Origin of the sequence: Streptococcus sp. 27098_8_70 (assembly GCF_041432215.1) — a bacterium.
Taxonomy (GTDB): domain Bacteria; phylum Bacillota; class Bacilli; order Lactobacillales; family Streptococcaceae; genus Streptococcus; species Streptococcus oralis_CP.
Genome location: NZ_JAPVZD010000001.1, coordinates 55,109 through 75,612, shown reverse-complemented (window position 1 = coordinate 75,612; position 20,504 = coordinate 55,109). Strand labels below are relative to the sequence as shown.

Genomic DNA, 20,504 nt, shown 5'->3' with positions numbered 1-20,504 from the left:
TTTATGAAAATTCCTATTATAGTAAATCACTATTTCGGTCTAGAAAAGAAAAAACGAATCCCAAGATTCGTCTTTCCTGATAAATGAAAATTGATTTTAAAAATTATGAACGAATCTTTTGCAGACCGAGAACTGCGTCATGGTTAATCAATATTTGCCCATACTCTTGCAAGACTGAACGACTGATGTCACTGTCGTCTGCAAACTCACGCATACGAGCCAAGAGCCAAGCCGGATATGGACTTGGATGATTTTCCACATCGACTAAGATTGTCAAATAATAGTGTCCATTCATCTTATAGAGTTCAGATGTTTCCATCTGGTAGTTAACCGTCTTTGCAAAAGCAACTAAGTCAGCAAGGCTTGCAAAGCGCAGGATATAGTAGATATAAGGTTCTTTCTTACTCTCAGTCTCCTTGTCTGCCTGCTCTTGCTCTTCTTCCTTTGCTTCGACCTGCTCTAGAGATTGAATGGCCTCAATATCGTCCTTGGTCTTATCTGCAATGCTCTTTTCCAAGGTTTTGAGAAATTCATCCGGCGACATTTGGGCTAATTCTTCCATGTCTGGTAAGTCCGCCAAATCTTCAAAATCCAGATTTTGGTCAATCTTGGACTTGGTCACAAAGACGTCCACCTTATCAGGTTTTGGCGTCACGCGGAAACTCAGCATGCCGCTATCCAAGAAATTGTCTGGCATCTCTAACTCATCTAAAATAGCATAGAAAAACTCTTCGGTTTTTTCCTGAGGAACGAGAAAGTCCGCAATCTCCATTCCTCGATCCATCAAATCATCTAAAGTCATCGTTATTTTCAGTGTTGTATCACTAATTTGTTTCATCTTCATATCTAGTAACCTCATACTTTCAGTCTATCTATTATACTAGATTTTTACGATTTTATCAAAAGAATGAAGCGAGAATGTGATATAATACTAGATATGATTTTAGATTTAAGAAAGAAAGTTCAATGAAAAATATAAAAGTAAATGCCTTGGCCAGCTTGCTGGTCAATATTCTCAATATCGTTTTTCCACTGATAACCAATCCTTATCTGACGCGGATTCTCAGCAAATCCAATTACGGTTATTTCAATACAGCCAATACCTGGGCAAGTTTCATTATTCCACTAGCTGCCTTTGGAATATACAACTACGGGATTCGAGCTATTAGTAAGGTCAAGGATGACAAGAATAAAATCAACTACGTCTTTTCTAAGTTGTTTTATATCTCGGTTTTCACCTCTCTCCTGACGACAGGTATCTACTTCCTCATTATCTTCTTTGACACCAGCATTGAGAATCTGAAAGTCCTGTACTACATCCTAGGGGCCCAAGCACTCTTCCAATTTCTCAATATCGAATGGATGAACGAGGCTTATGAAAACTATGCCTTCATCCTCTATAAAACATTAATTATTCGAATTACCATGCTGGTCGCTATCTTCGCCTTTGTTAAAACGGCAGATGATATTGTTCCTTATGCTATCGTTATGACAGCGACCACTGTCCTCAACTACCTGCTCAGTTTTCTTTGGATTAAGAGAGAAGTTTCTTTTGTTAAGATCGGTTTCGTCGAATTAGCTAAAGCTTCTAAACCGCTCTTCACTATGCTTCTCTTAACAAACGCTAATATGCTTTATACCTTGCTAGATAGAATGTTTATCACCAAGGGACCAGATGAAAACTACATTTCTTATTATACAATTGCCTATAGTATTGTCATGTTGATTGCCAGTGTCTTGAGTGGAGCTATCAACGTTAGTATTCCGCGCCTTGGCTACTATCTCGGTAAAAAGGATTACAAGTCCTATAATTATCTCGTGAATCAAGCGGCATCCTTATTCTATTTCCTTATGGTTCCAACTAGTATTGGGATTATGATATTGGGACGGTACGCAACTGTTATTTATTCTTCTGAAAAATATCTTGAAGCGGGTATCGTAACTAGCGTCTTCGCTTTTCGTACCATCATTTGGGCTATTGAGTTGATTCTTGGTAAACAGATTATCTTTATCAATGACCATGAAAATCGCTTAACAGCCTTCTACTTCCTTGGTGGTGGGGCTAATATACTATTAAATAGCATCTTGTATTTCAATAATATTTTTGCACCTGAGTATTACATCGCTACGACCATTATCGCAGAAACTATCGTTGTTTTACTTGAAATTCATTTTATCAAGAAACACCAACTGATTAGTTTAAAAGAGATTTTTATAACCTTAACACGTTATAGCCTCATATCCCTTGGTTTTATCCCAATCTTCTATATTTTCAAGATGATTTTCCAAATCAATTCCTACACAGTAAACTTTAATATGATTCTCATGGTTCTTTCTACCGTGGCAACTTGTGGTATCTATTACCTCTTGACCCTCTTTATTACCAAAGACAAAACACTCCACTATGCACTGAACCTTGTACTTGCTAAATTAAAACGAAATTAAAAAAATCCCCTACTGATAAATTAGTTGCCAGTAGGGGATTTCTTCTTTATTCTTTTTCTTTCTTTTCAGAAGCGTTGGCTTCTAGATTTGAATCTTGTTTAGGTTGTTCAACAATAGAGGAATTAGCTTCTTGTTTCTGTTCTGGCTTGACTGCCTCGCTATTTACAGCAGCAACAGCCTGTTTCCAGATTCCTTCTTTGTTTACTTTGTAACCATCAGATGTTGTTGCGTTCTTCAACAAAGAACCATCAGCTTGGAAATAGTACCAATTACCATCAAACTGTTTCCAACCTGTTTGCATAGCTCCTGATTCATCAAAGTAATAATGATCACCATTTACTTTATGAAGGCCAACCAACATGATGCCATCTTCAGGATTTAGATAATACCAGACGCCTTTGTATTTTATCCAGCCAGTTTTCATAGCTCCATTTGATTCAAAGTAACGATAATGATTATCAAACCATTTCCAGCTTGTTTGCATAGCTCCAGATTTGCTAAAGTAATATTGCTTACCATCTACTTGATGGAGGCCGACTAACATAACGCCTTCCTTACCTTCAAGATAATACCAAGCATCACCATCTTTCAACCAACCAGTTTGGAGTGCGCCAGACGTAGCGTAGTAATGCCAAGAATTATTTGACCACTGCCATCCAACTTGCATAGTACCTGCAGAGCTGAAGAAATAGTTCTTACCGTCAATCTCTTTAGATCCTACAGCCATGATACCTGTTTCAGGATCCAAATAATACCATGATTCTTTATCTTTCAACCAACCAGTTTTCATAGCACCTGAGTTCGTATAGAAGTACCAGCTATTTTCTTGCCACTTCCAGCCAGTCTGCATGGCACCACTAGCATTCAAATAGTAACGAACACCATTTATATCTTGTCTACCAGTTAACATGATGCCATCTTTATCCAGATAATACCATGTTTCCTGATCCTTGACCCAGCCGGTTTTCATAGCTCCAGAACTTGCAAAATAGTTCCAGTGACCATCAACAAAGACCCAGCCAGTTTGCATGATACCTTCTTGATTAAAGTAGTATGTGCTTCCATTGATATTCTTTTTACCGATGGTCTTTAGCCCATCCTCATCATAGAAATACCAATTTGAATCAATCTTTTGCCAAGTTGAAGGCTTACCTGCTGTTTGGAGTGCACCACTTTCGCTAAAGAACATCTTCTTGCCATTATAGACTTGATGTCCTGTTAGCATCTTCCCATCTGCTGCAAAGAGATACTTTTTCCCTCCGATTTCAGAGAGCTCGCTAAATCGTCTAGCACCATTTGATTGGATATAATACCAAGAGTCATCTAGTTTGAACCAACCACCAGTTTGCATTTTACCATTTTGGTTCAGATAGTAATCATTCCCTTTGGCATTTTCTCCCCAGTCGTCGTTAAGGTGAAGCCAGCGACCTGCTTGCATTTGTCCTTTTCCATTAAAGAAATAAGTGGCTCCGCCAATCTCTCTCCAGCCGATAGCCATTTCTCCGTCAGTCAAACGATATTTCCAATAACCATCTTCTTGATACCATTTTTCGTCAACTACAGGGATATTAGGGAAGGAATTTGAAACATTTGCAAATCCTTTATCGCTAATATCAAAAACGGTAGCGTCTTGAGTTTGGCTAGCAGCATGAAGAACCTGAATATTTTTCTTCTGAAGGTATTCTCTGGTTGAAGCAACATTAATATCTCCACCAGTTGTCTGAATAATCATTTTTGGTGATAAGTTTTCAAGGAAATTAATCGTATTTGAAATTGTCGCATCATAATGGTGGTTCCATTTCATCATATCAACCTTGCCGATGACTGGACCTAACTTATCTTCTGCTCCTTCGGCATTATCCAAATCTCCACCAAGATAGATTCTCTTTCCTGCCACAGTCACTACTGAAACAATGGAGTTGGAGTTATCATCTCGAACTTTTTTCAGATTCCCGTCAGCATCATATTCATTCTTATAGTTGTAGAGTTGGATATCCATATCACCTAATTTTAGGTGGCTATCCTCATCTGAAATATTCTGGATAAGAGTAACTCCTCGTTTTTGAGCTGCTCTCAAAGCATTATCATAATTGAAAAGATTATCCCATAGTCCCCAGTTTGCTGTGATCCGATCATCTGAATATTTTTTCAAATAAAACTTACCGACTTGATATCGATTGAGTATTTCGTCTGCTCCACCAATATGGTCACTATGAACATGAGTGCCTATAATAAAATCTAATTTTTTTACACCTATTTGATCCAAGTGGCGAATCAATCGATCCTCCAATACTTGATAATTTCTCATGGAAATTCCCCAGCGGCTTGGATAGCGTGGGTCACTCCCATCAGGGAAATCATAGTCTTCACCCATATCAATCAAAGCATAGTGACCATTGCTTTCCAGAAGGATGGCATCACTCCCAGATTTTGCTTTAGTATTTATGAAATGGATACGATTGCCCGAACCTGCAGAGATGGTATCTGCATCTACTCCTTGCGATAACTGAATCAGTAATAGAAAGAATGCGAGAACACTATAGCTGACTGATTTTAATAACCATTTATTTTTCACCTTGAAAACTCCTTTATCTTAACATTAAGCAACTTTTACTAATCTAATTAATCCAGTAGTTTTTATCCCCTCCTGGGACTTGTTGCTCAATAGGCGGTGGAGTCATATAGTTTTCTCCAAATTCGTAGACAAGTATTTCATGGTATTTTCTCGGAACCTTGACCACAATGTTTTCATAAGGCATATCAATCAAATCATAGAGCCATTCTTTTTTTATACCATTTGGATAATAAGGGTCATAGATAGTACAAGTAAGATCTGTTGCTTGATCTACACTATACTTCAAAGCAAGGCTCTCTAATTTTTGATTCCATAGCTGTGGGGAAGTTAAGCGGAAAATAGCTGATCCCATATAACGAGGGAGGTTTTTTAGTCCACCATTCTCAGACTTGATTCCTTTAAAATTCAAAGAAGAAAGGCGAATGAAATATTTGTAGAGCTTCATTTTTTTACGGTCACTTTCCTCTGTGACGACACCATCATATGGAAAAATGTCAACGCAAGTTCCCAATACGACCGTTGAGTCTACGAGGTTAGCATCTCGACGAGTCCTTACATCATAGACTCTCATATAACTGTATGGGTATCCCTTTGTTTCTCTGAATGAAATCAATTTGTAGTAGGGATGATTTTCATTTTGTAAAACCTTATACAGTTTTTCAAATTCATCACGCGCCAAGGAAATATCTGTATCATCATCCCAAGGAATAAATCCTTTATGGCGTACAGCTCCTAGTAAGGTTCCAAAATCAATAAAGTATTTGATTTGATGTTGTTCACAAAGATCATGTAGATACTTTAAAATATCCAATTCTACTTGCTTTATTTCTTCAAGAGTTAAAGTTCTTTCAGACATAGGTTCTATTCTCCTAAATTTGACTATATTTTTAAACGTTTCTTAATCCCAATCCCGTCATTTAGACCTTTTAACAATCTTCCATAATTTAAAATCATGATGAGATACTCTTTGTTCAACCGGTGGCAATTGCATATAGTCTCCGTAGTCTGAGGTCAAAATTTCATGATAATTTTTCGGAATGGTAAATTCCTTACCTTCAAATGTTCCAGTAGTAACTTGTTCCAGCCATTCACGTCTCCACACTGGTTTGTTCATATCCTTGTAGATAAGATAATCCACCTGCTCATAATCTGAGACTTTACGGGATTTTGCAAGCTCTTCAATCTGGGCAACGTATTTGTTCGTATTGGTGAAATAGAAAATAATAACTGACACATAACGTAGCAGTGAATTCAGTACACTTTTTGTATTGGTAATGCCTTTGAAGGTGTAGCAACTCAATTGACGTTTCTTTATCAGTTTCGTCATCTTGTTTTTAAATTGTACGTCATCCTCGTAGCCATCTACAGGGAAAATATCTACATAGATTCCCATATTCGAATCGATGCGAACATCTTCTTCTAGCAAGTAAGTATGGTTATCCTGCACTTTCATGAAGGGATAGACATAGTTGAGATTATTTTTATAAGACATAACTTCGTAACGTTCATCACGGTTAGCGATAAGGTAGTCTTGCAATTTTTCATAATCCTCTCGTAACATGCAGATATCCATGTCATCATCCCAAGGGATAAATCCTTGATGGCGAACAGCACCAATTAGACTTCCATATGCTAAGAAATACTTGACCCCAATTTTCTGACAAACTTCATGAATATACTCCATGATTCCAAGTTCCATCTCTTGAATTTCTTTAACATCTGTTACTTCTTGGTACCGAACTCCTTCATCTCGTTTGCAGACTACGAGTCCATAGCCAATCGCTAGCCAGAAGATGATATTAATAAAGTTGGTTGAATACATAATCTGACTTTCAAATAATTGACCAAACAAGATACCGAAGAAAAGGATCATGATCAATTTATCAGTATGTTTCTTGGAAACAATCAAATACGTTAAAAAGCGCTTGATGACATAAGCCAGTACAAGAAGGAAGGATACCAAACCTAGAACTCCCGAACTGACAAATATGGTCACAAAAATGTTATGGAAATTCCCACCAATAAGGGAGTTTTGAATCTCAAATTTACTGAAATATTCTGTGTAGTAATCTGGAACATTTCGTACACCATAACCAAAAATTGGTTTGGCGCTTCCCATCTTGATGGCATTTTTCCAGATATAGGTTCTACCACTTGGTGTTGTCTCGATCAGATGGAGCTCACCGTTCTTCTTAGTGACAGACGAATCTGTCTCAGCATAGGATTGTCCTTTGTTTAAATCTAAGACAGTCGCTGTTTCAGATGAGATATAGATTGAAGTTACATAGCTTAATCCAATATTAGTTGCAGTAATCAGCAAACCAGCAACTATAAAAGTGAGGAATCGTTTAACGATACTTCCTCTAGTAGCAAAGAAACTATAGAGTCCAATCATGAGAAGTAAAGAAAGTAAGGCTCCTCGACTTTGCATCGTAGCAAAGTAAACGAATTGAATCACATTATTCAGTTTAAGATAAACAGAATATTTACTTCCTTTATGGATCAAATACATAGCCAAAATAATGCTAATATATGAAAATATCGCACTAGCATTAGGATTGACAATTCCCCACAGACGTCCATTCATGACACCATAGTAATAAGATTGTTCGCCAATCTTAAATAGGATAAGGACTCTACTTATCAATAAACCAAACGCAAAAATTGCTGAAGAAAAAGATACAATTTGAACCGTATAGGCAATCCAGTCAAATAATTTTTTAAGTTGCCCTGATTGTAACATGGTAAATAATAAAACATAGGTTACCATGAAGAGGATTTCAATCACATTTCCAATCAGATGTCCAGAGCGATTGAAAACAGCTGATAGCAGATGACTTCCAGCTAAGAGTCCAAATAAGGATAGAAATTTGCGATCTGCTGTGATTTCTTTCCACTTAAACAATAAGGTATAGCAAATATAAAGCACTACAATCGCTGATAATCCCTTGTAAAGGGGATTTGCTATCTTATAAACCAGTGAACTCATACTTAAAATCGAAATGAAAACAAATAGATACGCAATCCATAGTTTTGATTTTTCAAAGTATTCATCCATTTTTGAAAAATTCATTTTCAACTCCTTCTCATGATATTAGTTTTTCAATCCAACAATTTTCTTATATAGCCATGGAGAAATGACAAGTGATAGGATCGCTACCTTGCGAAAAGTAGTGAAATAAGCATCCTTCCATATTTCGTGTCGATGCTGAACAATCCAAGTCCTCAGCTCGGATTTCTCCTTTTGATACTCTTCACGTGAAGTAAAGATAATTTTATCGTAAACTGTGATGTACGACCAACATTCTCTATTTATTAATTCGTATTTTAAATTAGGAAAGACTTGTGAAACTTGAGCAATTATTTGCTGATAAACTTCTATCGTGTCAAATACATGTCGATTAACAGATGTTGTTGCACTTCCCTCACGATGATCATAATAATAAACAGGTTTGTCAATAAATACGCAACTGCATCTTGTCTTTAGTAGCAATTCAGTTAAAAATAGAGCATCTTCAGCTAGGTGATAATTGGTATTAAACTTTTCATCCGCAAGCAGGTCTCTCTTAAACAGTTTTGCGACTGGAAAAAATGACGTTCTGGTAGTCATCAGTAGTTCCTTCATGGTTTCTTCTGTTGACCAGAGTTCTGTTTTTCCTGAATGTGAAGGTATATCAGTTACAATGCCGTTTTTGATATGGTGCAGAGAAGCAATTACAAAGCCTACATTCAACCCTTCAGCTGCACTTGCTAAAGTAGCTAGGTAATCTTGGGTAACGAAATCATCGCTATCAATAAAGGTAACCCAAGAACCCGTTGCTAGCTGAATTCCCATATTTCTAGCATTTGAAACACCAGCATTTTCGATATGATAAACCTTGATATTCTCATACTGAGACGCTAAGTGATCACAGATCTGTCCACTGGAATCAGTAGAACCATCATTGATTAGGATTAACTCAAAATGGGCATAAGTCTGTTGAAGAATCGACTCCACACATCGCTCCAGATAAGCCTCTACATTGTAAACTGGAACGATAACGCTTATTTTTTCTCCCATCATGCTCCATATTCTCCCTTATACTCTGTGTAGCTCTTGTCCATGTCTGCTATAATAGCATCATGATGCGGTACTTGTTTGTCCGCTGGTGGCGGTGTCATATAGTCCCCAAAAGCAGTGCTGAGATAAGCATCGTAGCCAACTGGAATAGGCATCTCAGTTCCTTCAAATGGCAAGAAAAGATTGTCTTCAAAGGATGCGATTGGGTATTTGTTTCGCATGTAGCCGGGACCTGAGCATAATTCCGTAATTCCATCGCACTCAGCCAGACCATACTTGGTCATTTCTTTTTCAGCTTTTTTCCAAATGCGATAACGTAGAGATTTTGGAGTCAGGCCGAGTAAGATACGACTTCCCCATTTCATGACTGCACCATGCTTTTCTGGGATAGTTTGCGCACAAAAGAGTGAATAAATCAAGGCCCAACGAACCTGTTTCTTACGCTCAGCTGGATTTTTAGGATAATAATCCAATGGTAAAACATCCAAGGCCAAACCGTGTGGCAAATCCAAATCCTTCTGATAAGGCTTGATACAAGTAGTTTCCTTGTCACGAATGGTAATAAAAAGGTTACGGTCTACAAAATCTTTATTACTCTTTGACAAGAAATAACGCTCGTCTGCATAACGTGGCCACAGTTCTGCTAATTTTTCATAGTCCTTACGCGGCATGAAAAAGTCCAAATCATCATCCCAAGGAATGAAACCTTTGTTACGAAGGGCACCAATAGCTCCTCCACCACAGAGATAGCACAACAAATCATGTTCTTTACAAAATGCGACGAAATATTCAGCCATTTCCAGACTACGAGCCTGAATCGCTTTCAAATCACTCATGTCTCTCCTCTTCTGTCCAATAACGAGTTATATCGTTTTATTATACCATAAAAACGCCCTAAAAATCCATCAGATACTAAGAAAAATCAAAGCCTAAACCACTTTTTCACTAGTGATTCAAACTTTGATTTTTTTATAGTATTCTATCTCATTCCCATTTGGGCGAGTTTGGTTTGGTATTTATTTTGATCGACTAGAAGTCCTTGTCCACCATAGATATCATAAGCGTCCACCCAGTCACCAAGTTCTGGGACGGTGAGTCTCTCAATGCCATTTTGAGCACCTTCTAGGACAGATAAGCCATTGGTCAACAAGAAGCTATATGGTAGATTTGTTGAGGTCATGCCAAAGACTTTTCCAAGTGCCTCTGATCCCGTAAAGAGCTTGGTTGGATCTTTGATTTGCTCAAGAACAGCTGACATGACTTGTTGCTGACGTTTGGTACGCCCATAGTCTCCCTCGTCATCATCACGGAAGCGAGCGTAGTTCAGCAAGGTGGATCCATTCATCTGCTGTTTTCCAACTTTGATGGTTTGGGTTGGCGATTCTGTCTCTGTTGCATGAAGGTCATCTCCAACTGTGGCTTCTGTCAAAGGTTGACCATTCAATGTTGAGAATTGAGCATCAATCGTTACTCCGTCAGGGAAGAGGGTATCAATAGCTGTTGCAAAGGCCTGGAAGTCAACTAGGGCATAGTACTTAATATCCAAATCAAAGTTGTCTTTTAGAACCTTGCGGACCATTTCTGCCCCTTTTTGCCCTTCTTGTTCCCCAAGTTCATAGGCAACATTTAGTTTGTTATCCGTTTGTTTCTGGCCATTTACAATCTTACTATACCCGTCGATATAGACTAAGTTATCACGCATAAAGCTGACTAGCTTGATCTTTTTATCCGATCCGCTGACATTTAGTACCATGATCGTATCGGTACGGGTTTCTGCACTATTTTGACCGATACGGCCATCTGTCCCCATGACTAAAATATTCACACCGTCTTTGGTATCCTGACCGTTAAAGACCTCTACTTGAGCTGCCTTGGCGTCAGCTGGCTTATTTGTTGGATTGGCCGCTGACTGGAACCCTCGAAGAAACATGAAAATCATCCCTGCAGCCACACATGTAATCAACAACAAGAACCAAGTCAGTATTCGTTTGAAGCGAATTCTTCTTTTTTTCTTTTTGACTTTAGGCAGAGGAGCTACCTTTTCACGTCTCTTAGATCGACTTCTACTGCCATAAGTCGGAAGATCAATATCTCTACCCCAAGTTTCTTCTTTTTCTTCTTGGGAGAAGTGGTGAACTTCAGACTTGGGACCTGTCATTTTTTGTTGCAGATAATCAAACTCCCTCCGTTCACGATCGTTGAGGTAATGAATATTTTTGAAGAGATAGTCATAACGTAACTGCTCGTGATGACTTAAAGGATTTTCTTTGCTCATTGACTCTCCTTTTCTAAATCAGTTATGGTAAAAATCGGGTAGGTTCCCAGTATCTTGTGCTGAATTCCAATGGCTTCTAGTTCTTGTCTGGCAAAATGAATCAGTTCTTTGTCACTATAGTCTACATCAATAATAAAAAAGTATTCTCCCAAGGCTGTTTTAAGGGGGCGACTTTCAATCTTTGTTAAGTCAATCCCTCTCCAAGCAAAAGTCGAAAGTGCCTTGTAAAGAGCACCAGGTAGATTGTCTGGTAAGGTCAAGGCCAAACTCATTTTTTCAGCTTGCGAGTTCAAAGGAATCATCGGTATCTCTGCCCCTAATACCCAAAAACGTGTGAAATTGGCTTCCATCTCCTGAATATCCTCTGCAATTAATTCCAAGCCATATTCTTCAGCTGAACTTCTAGGAGCAATGGCTGCATAAGGCTGATCTGGATGTTCCGAAATAAAGCGGGCCGCATAGGCGGTACTGGCGGTTACCTCGATTTTAGCCTCTGGATAGTGTTTGTCGATGAATTTCTTTCCTTGAGCCAGAGCCTGAGGATGAGAAAAAATTTTCTCAATTTTTGACTGACCTGGAACTGCCATCAGTTGCTGGTGAATGGGTTGAACAATTTCTGCAACTGCTTGGATGCGAGCCTGGTGAAAAAGGTAATCCAAACTTTCATGGACACTACCTTCAATGGAGTTTTCAACTGGCACCACAGAATAGTCCACCAAGCCTTGTTCATAGGCCTTGATGACATCTGTGATATTGGTAAAAGCCTGCAATTCCTCTTTGGGAAAGGCTGTCTGCACAACATGATGCGAAAAAGATCCCTTGGGACCTAGATAGGCAATTTTCATCTCAGTTCCTCTGTAATTTCCTCTGGGCTTAACTTGGTCACATCTAGAATCCGACTGGCTACTTCCTCATACCAAGCTTGTCTTTCATGGAAAATAGCTGCCAGTTCTTCCTTGCTTTTGTTAAGAAAAAGTGGACGCTGATTGTCCTTATCAGCTGCGATACGTTGGTAGAGGGTTTCAAAATCTGCTTTTAGGTAGATGTTATCAGGATTGGTTTTGAGCAAGTCGCGATTTTTCTGAGAAATGACAACTCCTCCGCCAGTTGACACAACTCGGTCCGTTTTTAGTAAGTCAGCTAGGACTTCTGACTCTACTTGACGAAAGGCCACTTCTCCTTTTTCAGCGAAGAAATCCGCAATGGACATGCCCAAATGTTCCTCGATTAAGGCATCCATATCGATATAGTCTGGGTCCAAGCCTCTAGCGATTGTCGACTTGCCTGCCCCCATAAATCCAAGTAATACCTTAGCCATGAGTCATGCTCTCCAAATCATCAAAGAAGCTAGGATAGCTAGTGTTGATGGCTTCAGCACGGTCAAGTTCCACTTCTCCATCCGCAACCAAGAGGGCTGCAATGGCTGTCATCATTCCAATTCGATGGTCACCAAACGTATTGACTCTAGCGCCATGAAGGGCTGATTTCCCTTTGATAATCATCCCATCTGCTGTGGGGGTGATGTCCGCTCCCATGCTATTTAAGGCATCAGCCACCACCTGAATGCGGTCAGTTTCCTTGACCTTGAGTTCCTCAGCATCCTTAATGACTGTTACACCTTGCGCTTGTGTCGCTAAAAGGGCAATAATAGGTAATTCATCAATCAAGCGTGGAATCAAAGCTCCACCAATCTCTGTTCCTTTCAGGTATGAAGACTCGACAGTCAAGGTTGCTGATTTAGCAACTGGGTCAATTTCAGTTATTTCCAATCTTCCTCCCATGGCACGAATGACATCAATAATACCGGTACGCGTTTCGTTAATACCAACATTCTGCAACACTACACGAGAGTTTGGAACAATCAAACCTGCGACCAACCAAAAGGCTGCACTGGAAATATCTCCTGGAACAACTACCTTTTGTCCGGTCAGTCTTTGTGGTCCTTGAACTGTGATTTTCTTACCATCCACACTTAAATGGCCACCAAATTGTTGCAACATATCTTCGGTGTGGTTACGAGTACATTCTTTCTCGATAATAACGGACTCCCCCTGAGCCTGCAAGGCTGCAAATATCAAGGCAGACTTGACTTGCGCAGAGGCGATTGGCAACTCATAGTGAATAGGTGTTAGGTTTTTCATCCCTTTTAAGTGAAGAGGGGGCAGGTCTCGCTCTGTTTGCCCTGAAATGCTAACGCCCATTTTTTTCAGTGGAATCGTCACACGATCCATAGGACGTTTAGAAAGACTATCATCTCCAAACATCTCTACTTCAAAATCCGCACCAGCAAGGACACCTGAAATCAGGCGAATCGAGGTGCCAGAATTACCCATATCCAAGGCATTTTGCGGAGCTTTTAAGCCATCCATTCCAACACCTTTAATGGTAATAACCCCATCTTTGTCCTCAATTTCAACACCAAGGTCACGAAAAACCTGCATGGTTGAAAGTACATCCTCTCCACGCAAAATATCATATACCTTGGTTTCTCCCTCAGCCAAACTTCCAAAAATAATCGAACGGTGACTGATAGACTTGTCACCTGGAACTCGGATACTGCCATGTAAGTGGCGAATGTTTGTTTTTAGTTTCATAGTTGACCTCATACTTGCAATACTTTTTCTTATTTTATCACAAAAAAGCCAGAAATTCCTGAAATTTCTGGCTTTTATACAGATAAAATACTATTTCAACAATTCTGAAACAGGCTCAAAGACAATTTTTTCAATGTCTGAAAGGTAAATGGACAATTGTTGCTGTTTGGTAAAGAAATCTGACAAAAGAGCGTTCTCTTGGATTTGCTTACTGAAAGACTGCATCCTTTCTTGGAAAGAGGCGTCTGGCATTTGTCCCGTTTGCGCCATGACTTGGATTTCTTGCTGGAAGGCAAGGTAATCTGCAAAAATCTTGCTGGCTTGTTCATCTGCTTGAATGGCATCTTTTGCCGCCTTGACCGCCTTGTATTCTGGTAATTCGCGAAGACCGCGACTGAGTTCCTTTGCACTATCGTAAATATTTGACATGATTTTCTCCTTATTTGATGACGACTGTGTAGTCCGTATTTTCTGAAATTAAGCGCTCAGCTCGTTCCAGATCCTGAGCATTTTTAAAGGAAATTTGGAGAATCCCGTGAACATCCTCACGGTTTTCTTCATTAATGTGGATATTGACCAAGGAAGTACCACGTAGCAATTCCAAAATCCGCAAGATAACATCTTCTTCATCGGGAACGTCAACATAGAGGTCGTAAGAGCTATCCACACCACCACGCTTATGGATTTCCATGGCCTGACGTTGCTCACGCGCTTGGTTGAAAAAGTTCCAAATATGCTCTTCTTCCCCCCTGCTAATAGCCTGACCAATCTCATCTAGGCGCTCCTTGAAATCCTCAATCCGCTCTAGGATGGTCTCGCGATTGGACAAGAGAATAGAGGTCCACATACCTGGCTCGCTTTCCGCAATCCGAGTCATATCTCGAAAACCACCCGCCGCAAAGCGTCTTGCCATCTCATGTTCTTGAGCATAAACTGCTGTCTGCTCCATGAGACCTGATGCCAAGATATGGGGAAAATGGCTAATCTGTGAAGTTACTCGATCGTGCTCCTTGGCATCAATCTCGATAAAACGAGCATGGAGACCTGAAAGTAGGTCCTTCATTTCCTCAGGCGTGTCTGAACTAGTCAAACTAGATGGAGTAAAGATATAGTAGGCATTTTCAAAGAGATTAACATCGGCAGAGGCAGCTCCTGTCTTGTGGCTACCAGCCATGGGATGGGCCCCGACAAAGCGGACAGGCTTGCCAACCAAATACTGCTCCGCTGCTTCCACAATGGCTGACTTGGTTGAGCCTGCATCTGAGATAATGACGCCTTCCTTCAAGTCTAAGTTTGCCAGCTCCTTAATAAAAGCAATGGTCTGTTTGATTGGCAAGGTCAGAATGATAACATCTGCTAGAGGAGCGAAACTAGCAAAATCATCCGTCGCACGGTCTATCATCCCCCGCTCCAAGGCAATGTCTCTCGAAGCCTGACTGCGATTATAACCTAGAATTTCATAATCAGGATGATCACGCTTGATACCGAGCGCCATCGAAGCACCAATCAAACCGAGACCTACGATATAGATGGTTTTTGCCATAAGGACTCCTTAATAGTTCTTTGTATAGTCTCGGTGCTTGGCAACTGCCTCTTTTAATTCTTCAAGATTATCTGATGAGAATTTTTCAAGGATTTCTTGCGCCAGAACCGTTGCCACAACAGCTTCCATGACCACACCTGCTGCTGGAAGAGCGGTCGGATCACTTCTTTCAACAGTTGCCTTGTAAGGTTCGTGGGTTTCGATATCCACACTCATAAGTGGTTTGTAGAGAGTAGGAATAGGTTTCATGACGCCACGAACAACAATGGGTTGCCCATTGGTCATGCCACCTTCGAAACCACCTAGATTATTGGTACGGCGAGTATAGCCGTCTTCTTTAGACCAGAGAATTTCATCCATAACTTGGCTGCCTTTGCGGTAACCAGCTTCAAATCCAAGACCAAATTCCACCCCTTTAAAGGCATTGATAGAAACAACTGCTTGGGCCAATCGCGCATCTAATTTTCTGTCCCATTGGACATAAGAGCCAAGACCAACTGGAACGCCTCCGACGACTGTCTCCACAACCCCACCGATGGTATCACCGTCACGTTTGATTTGGTCAATATAGTCCTTGATTTCCTGTTCCCGCTCTTGGTTGACAATAGAAACTTCTGACTGGGCAGCTCGTTCCTTAATCTCAGCGACTGTTAGATTTTCAGGTACATCGATTTCCTTACCACCAAAGACCACGACATGGTTAGCAATCTCCATATCTAGCTCAGCTAAGAGACGTTTGGCTACTGCCCCAACAGCAACTCGCATGGTGGTTTCACGAGCTGATGAACGCTCCAAAGAATTTCGCAAATCATCAAAACGGTATTTGATGCCCCCTACCAAATCGGCATGACCTGGGCGAGGATGGGTGATTTTCCGCTTGCTTTTCAGGCGGTCTTCAATGTCCTCAGCAGACATGATATCCAGCCATTTCTGATGGTCCTTATTGATGACATCCATGGTAATCGGAGCCCCTGTTGTTTTCCCGTGGCGAACGCCCGAAGTAAAGACAACCTGGTCACTCTCAATCTTCATACGGCCACCACGACCGTAGCCACCCTGACGGCGTTTAAGGTCTCCATTAATATCCTCAGCTGTCAAAGGAAGTCCCGCTGGAATTCCTTCAATAATAGCCGTCAGACGAGGGCCGTGTGATTCTCCTGCAGTTAAATATCTCATACGTTCTCCTTATTTTACCAAGTAGTCTTTCATCTCTTCCAGAGAAACTGGGTGAATGGTCGCTGAACCAAGCTCTGGTACCAAAACCAATTTCAAGGTGTTCCCACGCGCTTTCTTGTCATGAGTCAAAGCCTGATAAAGCTTATCAACATCCCAGTTCTCATAGTCAACAGGCAAGCCAAATTTCTGGCACATCTCTGTGATAGACTGGGTTATTCCTTCTGGCATGAGGGCTTTTCCCTCAGCAATCTTGGAAATCTGCACCATGCCCATAGCCACTGCCTCACCATGCATGACCTTGCCATAACCAGCCGTTGCTTCAATGGCATGACCAATAGTGTGCCCAAAATTGAGGTAAAGGCGAACACCATTATCCAACTCATCCTCAACTACCATCTTGCGCTTAACTTGACAAGAATGTTCAATCAAAGTCTCTGCATGTTCCAGAATGCTCTCTACAGAACCATCTAGCTCCATCAAGAGAGCCCATAGTTCTGGATCCTCAATCAAGCCGTACTTGATAACCTCACCCATCCCTTCAATCAACTCTCTTTTCCCGAGTGTTTCAAGGACAAGCGGGTCAATCAGAACCCCATCTGGTTGAGCAAAGGTACCCACCATATTCTTAGCAAAAGGAGTATTAACACCCGTCTTTCCACCGATAGAAGAATCCACCTGGGCTGTCAAACTAGTCGGAATCTGAACAAAGTGAATGCCCCGCATATAGGTAGAGGCTACGAAACCAGCCAGGTCCCCAACGACACCTCCACCAAGAGCCACGATTCCATCGCTACGAGTCAAACCTTGCTTGACTAAAAATTCATAGACTTTCTGAACAGTTGTTAAATTCTTTCGTTCTTCGCCTTCTAAAAAGTCAAAAACAGCTACCTGAAAACCAGCATCTTCTAGGCTGAGTTTAACCTTCTCTGCATAGAGAGAAGCTACATGGTTGTCGGTTACAATAACCACTTTTTGAGGTTGCCAGAGTTCTCGCAACCATTGACCAGCCTGAGCTAGACAACCTTTTTCAATCTGAATATCATAAGGATGATGCGGAATATCGATTCTGATTTTCATAGTAGGGTCTCCTTTTCACTATTTATATTTTTCTGTTAAGGACTGCCAAATCTCGTCTGTCGGCATTTCTTTACCTGTCCACAGTTGAAAAGCTTCAGCAGCTTGATAGAGCAACATTCCCAGACCATTGACAGCTGAGTTGCCCTGACTTCTAGCCCATTTCAAAAATGGCGTCTCAAAGGGTTGGTAAATAATATCTGCGACCAAGAGAGTTTTTGGTAAGACTATGCTTTCAGGAACTGGGGATGATTTGCCATCCATCCCTACACTGGTCGCATTGACGAGCAGGTCCGACTCGGCAATCCTTGATTGGAGTTCAGAAAGATCTTCTAAAGCATACAAGTCCACTTTAAAACCTGTTTGCTCCTGCAACTTGTCTAGGTAAGGTCTTGTTTTTTCCATGGAAACTGAACGAACAAAGACTGAAATCTGACTGGCGCCATCCAAAATAGCCTGAGCCAAAATGGACTTGGCTGCACCACCTGCTCCCAGAATGGTCATTTTCTTATCCGAGATTGTAAAAGAAGGCAAGCTCTTAAAAAATCCCTTGCCATCTGTATTATATCCAATTAACGTTCCGTCTTGATTAACAACTGTGTTGACTGCCCCAATCAAACGAGCTTCATCACTCAACTCATCCAGATAAGGAATCACTTGCTCCTTGTAAGGCATAGACAGGTTGATACCAAACATCTGGTAACGGCGAATATTGGCGACTGTTTCTGCCAAATCACCCGCTTCAATCTCCCAAGCTACATAGGCACCATTAATAGCTGTCGCCTCAAAGGCCCTATTGTGGATAAAGGGTGAAATAGAGTGTTTGATGGGATTTGCAACAACTGCAGCTAAACGTGTATAGCCATCAAGCTTCATCCAAAATCTCCCTGATTTTCTTCATGTTTGATAGCGAAATCTGACCTGGGGCACTCGCTTCATCCAGACTAGCAAATGACCAACTTGAACCCGTCACATCTGAAGTGATACGGGATACCTTGCCCATTTTCCCCATGGAAATGGTCACGTACTCTTGCTCAGGATTGAGTGTCTTAAATCCTCGTGTGTAGTTCATCAGGTCTAAAACATCCTGCTCCGTGTGGGCCATGACAGATACCTTGACCACTTTCGGAGAGAGACTGGTCAACTCAGACAAAATTTCCATCATATTTTCAGGTGTCTCCTGGAAATTATGATAGCTCAATACGAGATTTGGAAAATCCAACATTTCCTCAAAAACGTCTTTGTAGCTGAAATACTCAAAATCTACATAATCCGGCTGATAGAGCTGAGTAACTTCCTTGATGATTTGAACATACTCCTCTGAGGAAAGTTCGATTTCTCCTCCCTCAGCGCGAGTCCGAAGGGTAAAGACAAGTTCGCGTCCTGCAAATTTCTCAAAGATAGCGGGTGCTACCTGTAAAATAGCGTCCTTTGTAAGAAAGTCCGCACGCCACTCAATGATATCGGCATCTTCATACCTAGTGGCATCCAGTTCTTGCGCTTCTTCTAAACTTCTTGGCATCACTGAAACGATTAATTTCATCTACTAACCTTCATACTAATCACCTTGAGGTAATTACTGCTTTCATCTTTTTTATTATAGGCAAAGTCTGCTGGAAGTCCGTATTGGTTCAAGATCTGATACCTTCTTCTTCCTGCAAAACCTTTATCAATTTGTTCTGTAAATTTCTGGCGGGAAACATTGGCAGCATTGGTACTGGCAATGATAATGCCTCCCGGATTTAAAATCTCTAGACTCTGGGAAATCAACTTGTGATAGTCCTTAGCTACAGAGAATGTTTGTTTTTTATTGCGGGCAAAGCTTGGTGGATCAAGAACAATCACATCATAGGTCAAGCCTTTTCGCTTGGCATACTTGAAGTACTCAAAGACATCCATGACGATAAAACGATGATTGTCCATGCTGAGTCCATTTGCCTGAAAATGAGCTTCTGACAGCTCTCTAGACCGTTTGGCCAAGTCGACAGAAGTCGTCTCACTCGCACCTCCCATAGCTGCAGCAACTGAAAAGGCAGCTGTATAGGAAAACATATTGAGTAAGGATTTACCCATAGCTAAACCGTCTACCAAACTCCCACGAACCTCATGCTGGTCCAGGAAAATCCCTGTCATCAAGCCATCATTCATAAAGACTTGATAGAGAACGCCATTCTCAAGAACGGTAAAACAATCTGGCGCTTCCTTACCATAAACATAGGCAGACTCATAGTCTAGACCTTTAAAACGAATCTTTTCATAAGCCCCCAAGATCTCAGGAAAAACTTCCTTAAAAGCCTTTATGATCAGCACACGAATCTGGTAAACAAAGGAATTGTACCAAGAAAAGACAGCATAATCTCCATAGAGATCAACAGTCAGACCCCCAAAACCATCCCCCTCTTGGTTAAAAAGGCGAAAGGCAGTAGTCAAGTCATCTTGATAATAAGACTTTCTAGCTTCCTTGGCCTTACGAAACAGAATTTCAAAAAAGTCTTGATTGAAACGAACCTTTTCCTTGCTGATGAACCAACCGATTCCCTTATTCTGTTGAGAAAGATAGGCGCTCCCTAAAAACTTCCCGTCTTGACTAAGAACTTCTACTGCCTGATCCGTCAGTTCAATATCTGTTAAATCACTTGCTTCCAAAAGAACTAGACCCTTAGCTAGCTTTTTTTCAACGCGTCTGCTGACCCTAATTCTATTCATAGCTACTATTATATCAAATTTTGTGACAATTCTCAAAAAAGAAACCGTTTAACCAG

The 20,504-nt window shown here is 40.7% G+C and carries 18 protein-coding genes; 1 reads left to right on the top strand and 17 read right to left on the bottom strand.

Translation table 11 applies throughout. The features are described from left to right. Positions 1 to 103 precede the first annotated feature (103 nt). Positions 104 to 844 (bottom strand): adaptor protein MecA, encoded by a 741-nt coding sequence (mecA, locus tag O3655_RS00325; protein WP_000782704.1) that lies wholly within the window; start codon positions 842 to 844, stop codon positions 104 to 106. 122 nt (positions 845 to 966) lie between these two features. On the opposite strand from mecA, the gene O3655_RS00320 reads away from it, so the two are divergent. Beyond that, positions 967 to 2,445: an oligosaccharide flippase family protein gene (locus O3655_RS00320; protein WP_268702661.1), complete on the top strand. Its 1,479-nt coding sequence runs from the start codon at positions 967 to 969 to the stop codon at positions 2,443 to 2,445. 46 nt (positions 2,446 to 2,491) lie between these two features. Here O3655_RS00320 and O3655_RS00315 read toward each other — a convergent pair whose 3' ends face one another. The 16 genes from O3655_RS00315 to O3655_RS00240 form a co-directional block, all read right to left on the bottom strand. Further along, positions 2,492 to 5,020, bottom strand: a complete 2,529-nt coding sequence (locus O3655_RS00315) for an MBL fold metallo-hydrolase (RefSeq protein ID WP_308696951.1) — start codon at positions 5,018 to 5,020, stop codon at positions 2,492 to 2,494. Positions 5,021 to 5,063: 43 nt separating this feature from the next. After that, positions 5,064 to 5,876 (bottom strand): phosphorylcholine transferase LicD, encoded by an 813-nt coding sequence (locus tag O3655_RS00310; RefSeq protein ID WP_042902133.1) that lies wholly within the window; start codon positions 5,874 to 5,876, stop codon positions 5,064 to 5,066. Positions 5,877 to 5,933: 57 nt separating this feature from the next. Further along, the gene (locus O3655_RS00305; protein WP_042902132.1) at positions 5,934 to 8,093 is read right to left on the bottom strand and encodes a LicD family protein; all 2,160 of its coding nucleotides are present in this window, start codon (positions 8,091 to 8,093) and stop codon (positions 5,934 to 5,936) included. 21 nt (positions 8,094 to 8,114) lie between these two features. Next, complete coding sequence (locus O3655_RS00300) at positions 8,115 to 9,083, bottom strand: glycosyltransferase family 2 protein (RefSeq protein ID WP_042902131.1); 969 nt, start codon at positions 9,081 to 9,083, stop codon at positions 8,115 to 8,117. After that, the gene (locus O3655_RS00295) at positions 9,080 to 9,916 is read right to left on the bottom strand and encodes a phosphorylcholine transferase LicD (protein WP_042902130.1); all 837 of its coding nucleotides are present in this window, start codon (positions 9,914 to 9,916) and stop codon (positions 9,080 to 9,082) included. Before O3655_RS00295 ends, O3655_RS00300 begins: the two co-directional genes overlap by 4 nt. Positions 9,917 to 10,059: 143 nt before the next feature. Continuing rightward, positions 10,060 to 11,355, bottom strand: a complete 1,296-nt coding sequence (locus O3655_RS00290) for an LCP family protein (protein ID WP_371641082.1) — start codon at positions 11,353 to 11,355, stop codon at positions 10,060 to 10,062. Next, on the bottom strand, positions 11,352 to 12,200 hold the full coding sequence (pheA, locus tag O3655_RS00285; protein ID WP_371641081.1) for a prephenate dehydratase: 849 nt from the start codon (positions 12,198 to 12,200) through the stop codon (positions 11,352 to 11,354). Before pheA ends, O3655_RS00290 begins: the two co-directional genes overlap by 4 nt. Further along, positions 12,197 to 12,673, bottom strand: a complete 477-nt coding sequence (locus tag O3655_RS00280; protein WP_371641080.1) for a shikimate kinase — start codon at positions 12,671 to 12,673, stop codon at positions 12,197 to 12,199. Before O3655_RS00280 ends, pheA begins: the two co-directional genes overlap by 4 nt. After that, positions 12,666 to 13,949: a 3-phosphoshikimate 1-carboxyvinyltransferase gene (gene aroA, locus O3655_RS00275; RefSeq protein WP_371641079.1), complete on the bottom strand. Its 1,284-nt coding sequence runs from the start codon at positions 13,947 to 13,949 to the stop codon at positions 12,666 to 12,668. The genes O3655_RS00280 and aroA overlap by 8 nt, the downstream gene beginning before the upstream one ends. A 90-nt stretch (positions 13,950 to 14,039) precedes the next feature. Next, positions 14,040 to 14,378: a YlbF/YmcA family competence regulator gene (locus tag O3655_RS00270; protein WP_371641078.1), complete on the bottom strand. Its 339-nt coding sequence runs from the start codon at positions 14,376 to 14,378 to the stop codon at positions 14,040 to 14,042. A gap of 10 nt (positions 14,379 to 14,388) precedes the next feature. Next, positions 14,389 to 15,492 carry a prephenate dehydrogenase gene (locus O3655_RS00265; protein WP_070697341.1) on the bottom strand — a complete coding sequence of 368 codons (1,104 nt, stop codon included), beginning with the start codon at positions 15,490 to 15,492 and terminating at the stop codon, positions 14,389 to 14,391. 9 nt (positions 15,493 to 15,501) lie between these two features. Continuing rightward, positions 15,502 to 16,668, bottom strand: coding sequence for a chorismate synthase (gene aroC, locus O3655_RS00260; protein ID WP_070697342.1), 1,167 nt, complete (start codon positions 16,666 to 16,668; stop codon positions 15,502 to 15,504). Positions 16,669 to 16,677: 9 nt separating this feature from the next. Next, positions 16,678 to 17,745, bottom strand: a complete 1,068-nt coding sequence (gene aroB, locus O3655_RS00255) for a 3-dehydroquinate synthase (protein WP_371641077.1) — start codon at positions 17,743 to 17,745, stop codon at positions 16,678 to 16,680. Positions 17,746 to 17,763: 18 nt separating this feature from the next. Beyond that, positions 17,764 to 18,618 carry a shikimate dehydrogenase gene (locus O3655_RS00250; protein WP_371641076.1) on the bottom strand — a complete coding sequence of 285 codons (855 nt, stop codon included), beginning with the start codon at positions 18,616 to 18,618 and terminating at the stop codon, positions 17,764 to 17,766. Continuing rightward, positions 18,608 to 19,285, bottom strand: a complete 678-nt coding sequence (gene aroD, locus O3655_RS00245; protein ID WP_000767778.1) for a type I 3-dehydroquinate dehydratase — start codon at positions 19,283 to 19,285, stop codon at positions 18,608 to 18,610. The genes O3655_RS00250 and aroD overlap by 11 nt, the downstream gene beginning before the upstream one ends. Next, complete coding sequence (locus tag O3655_RS00240; RefSeq protein WP_371641075.1) at positions 19,282 to 20,448, bottom strand: class I SAM-dependent rRNA methyltransferase; 1,167 nt, start codon at positions 20,446 to 20,448, stop codon at positions 19,282 to 19,284. Before O3655_RS00240 ends, aroD begins: the two co-directional genes overlap by 4 nt. Between the last annotated feature and the right edge of the window lie 56 nt (positions 20,449 to 20,504).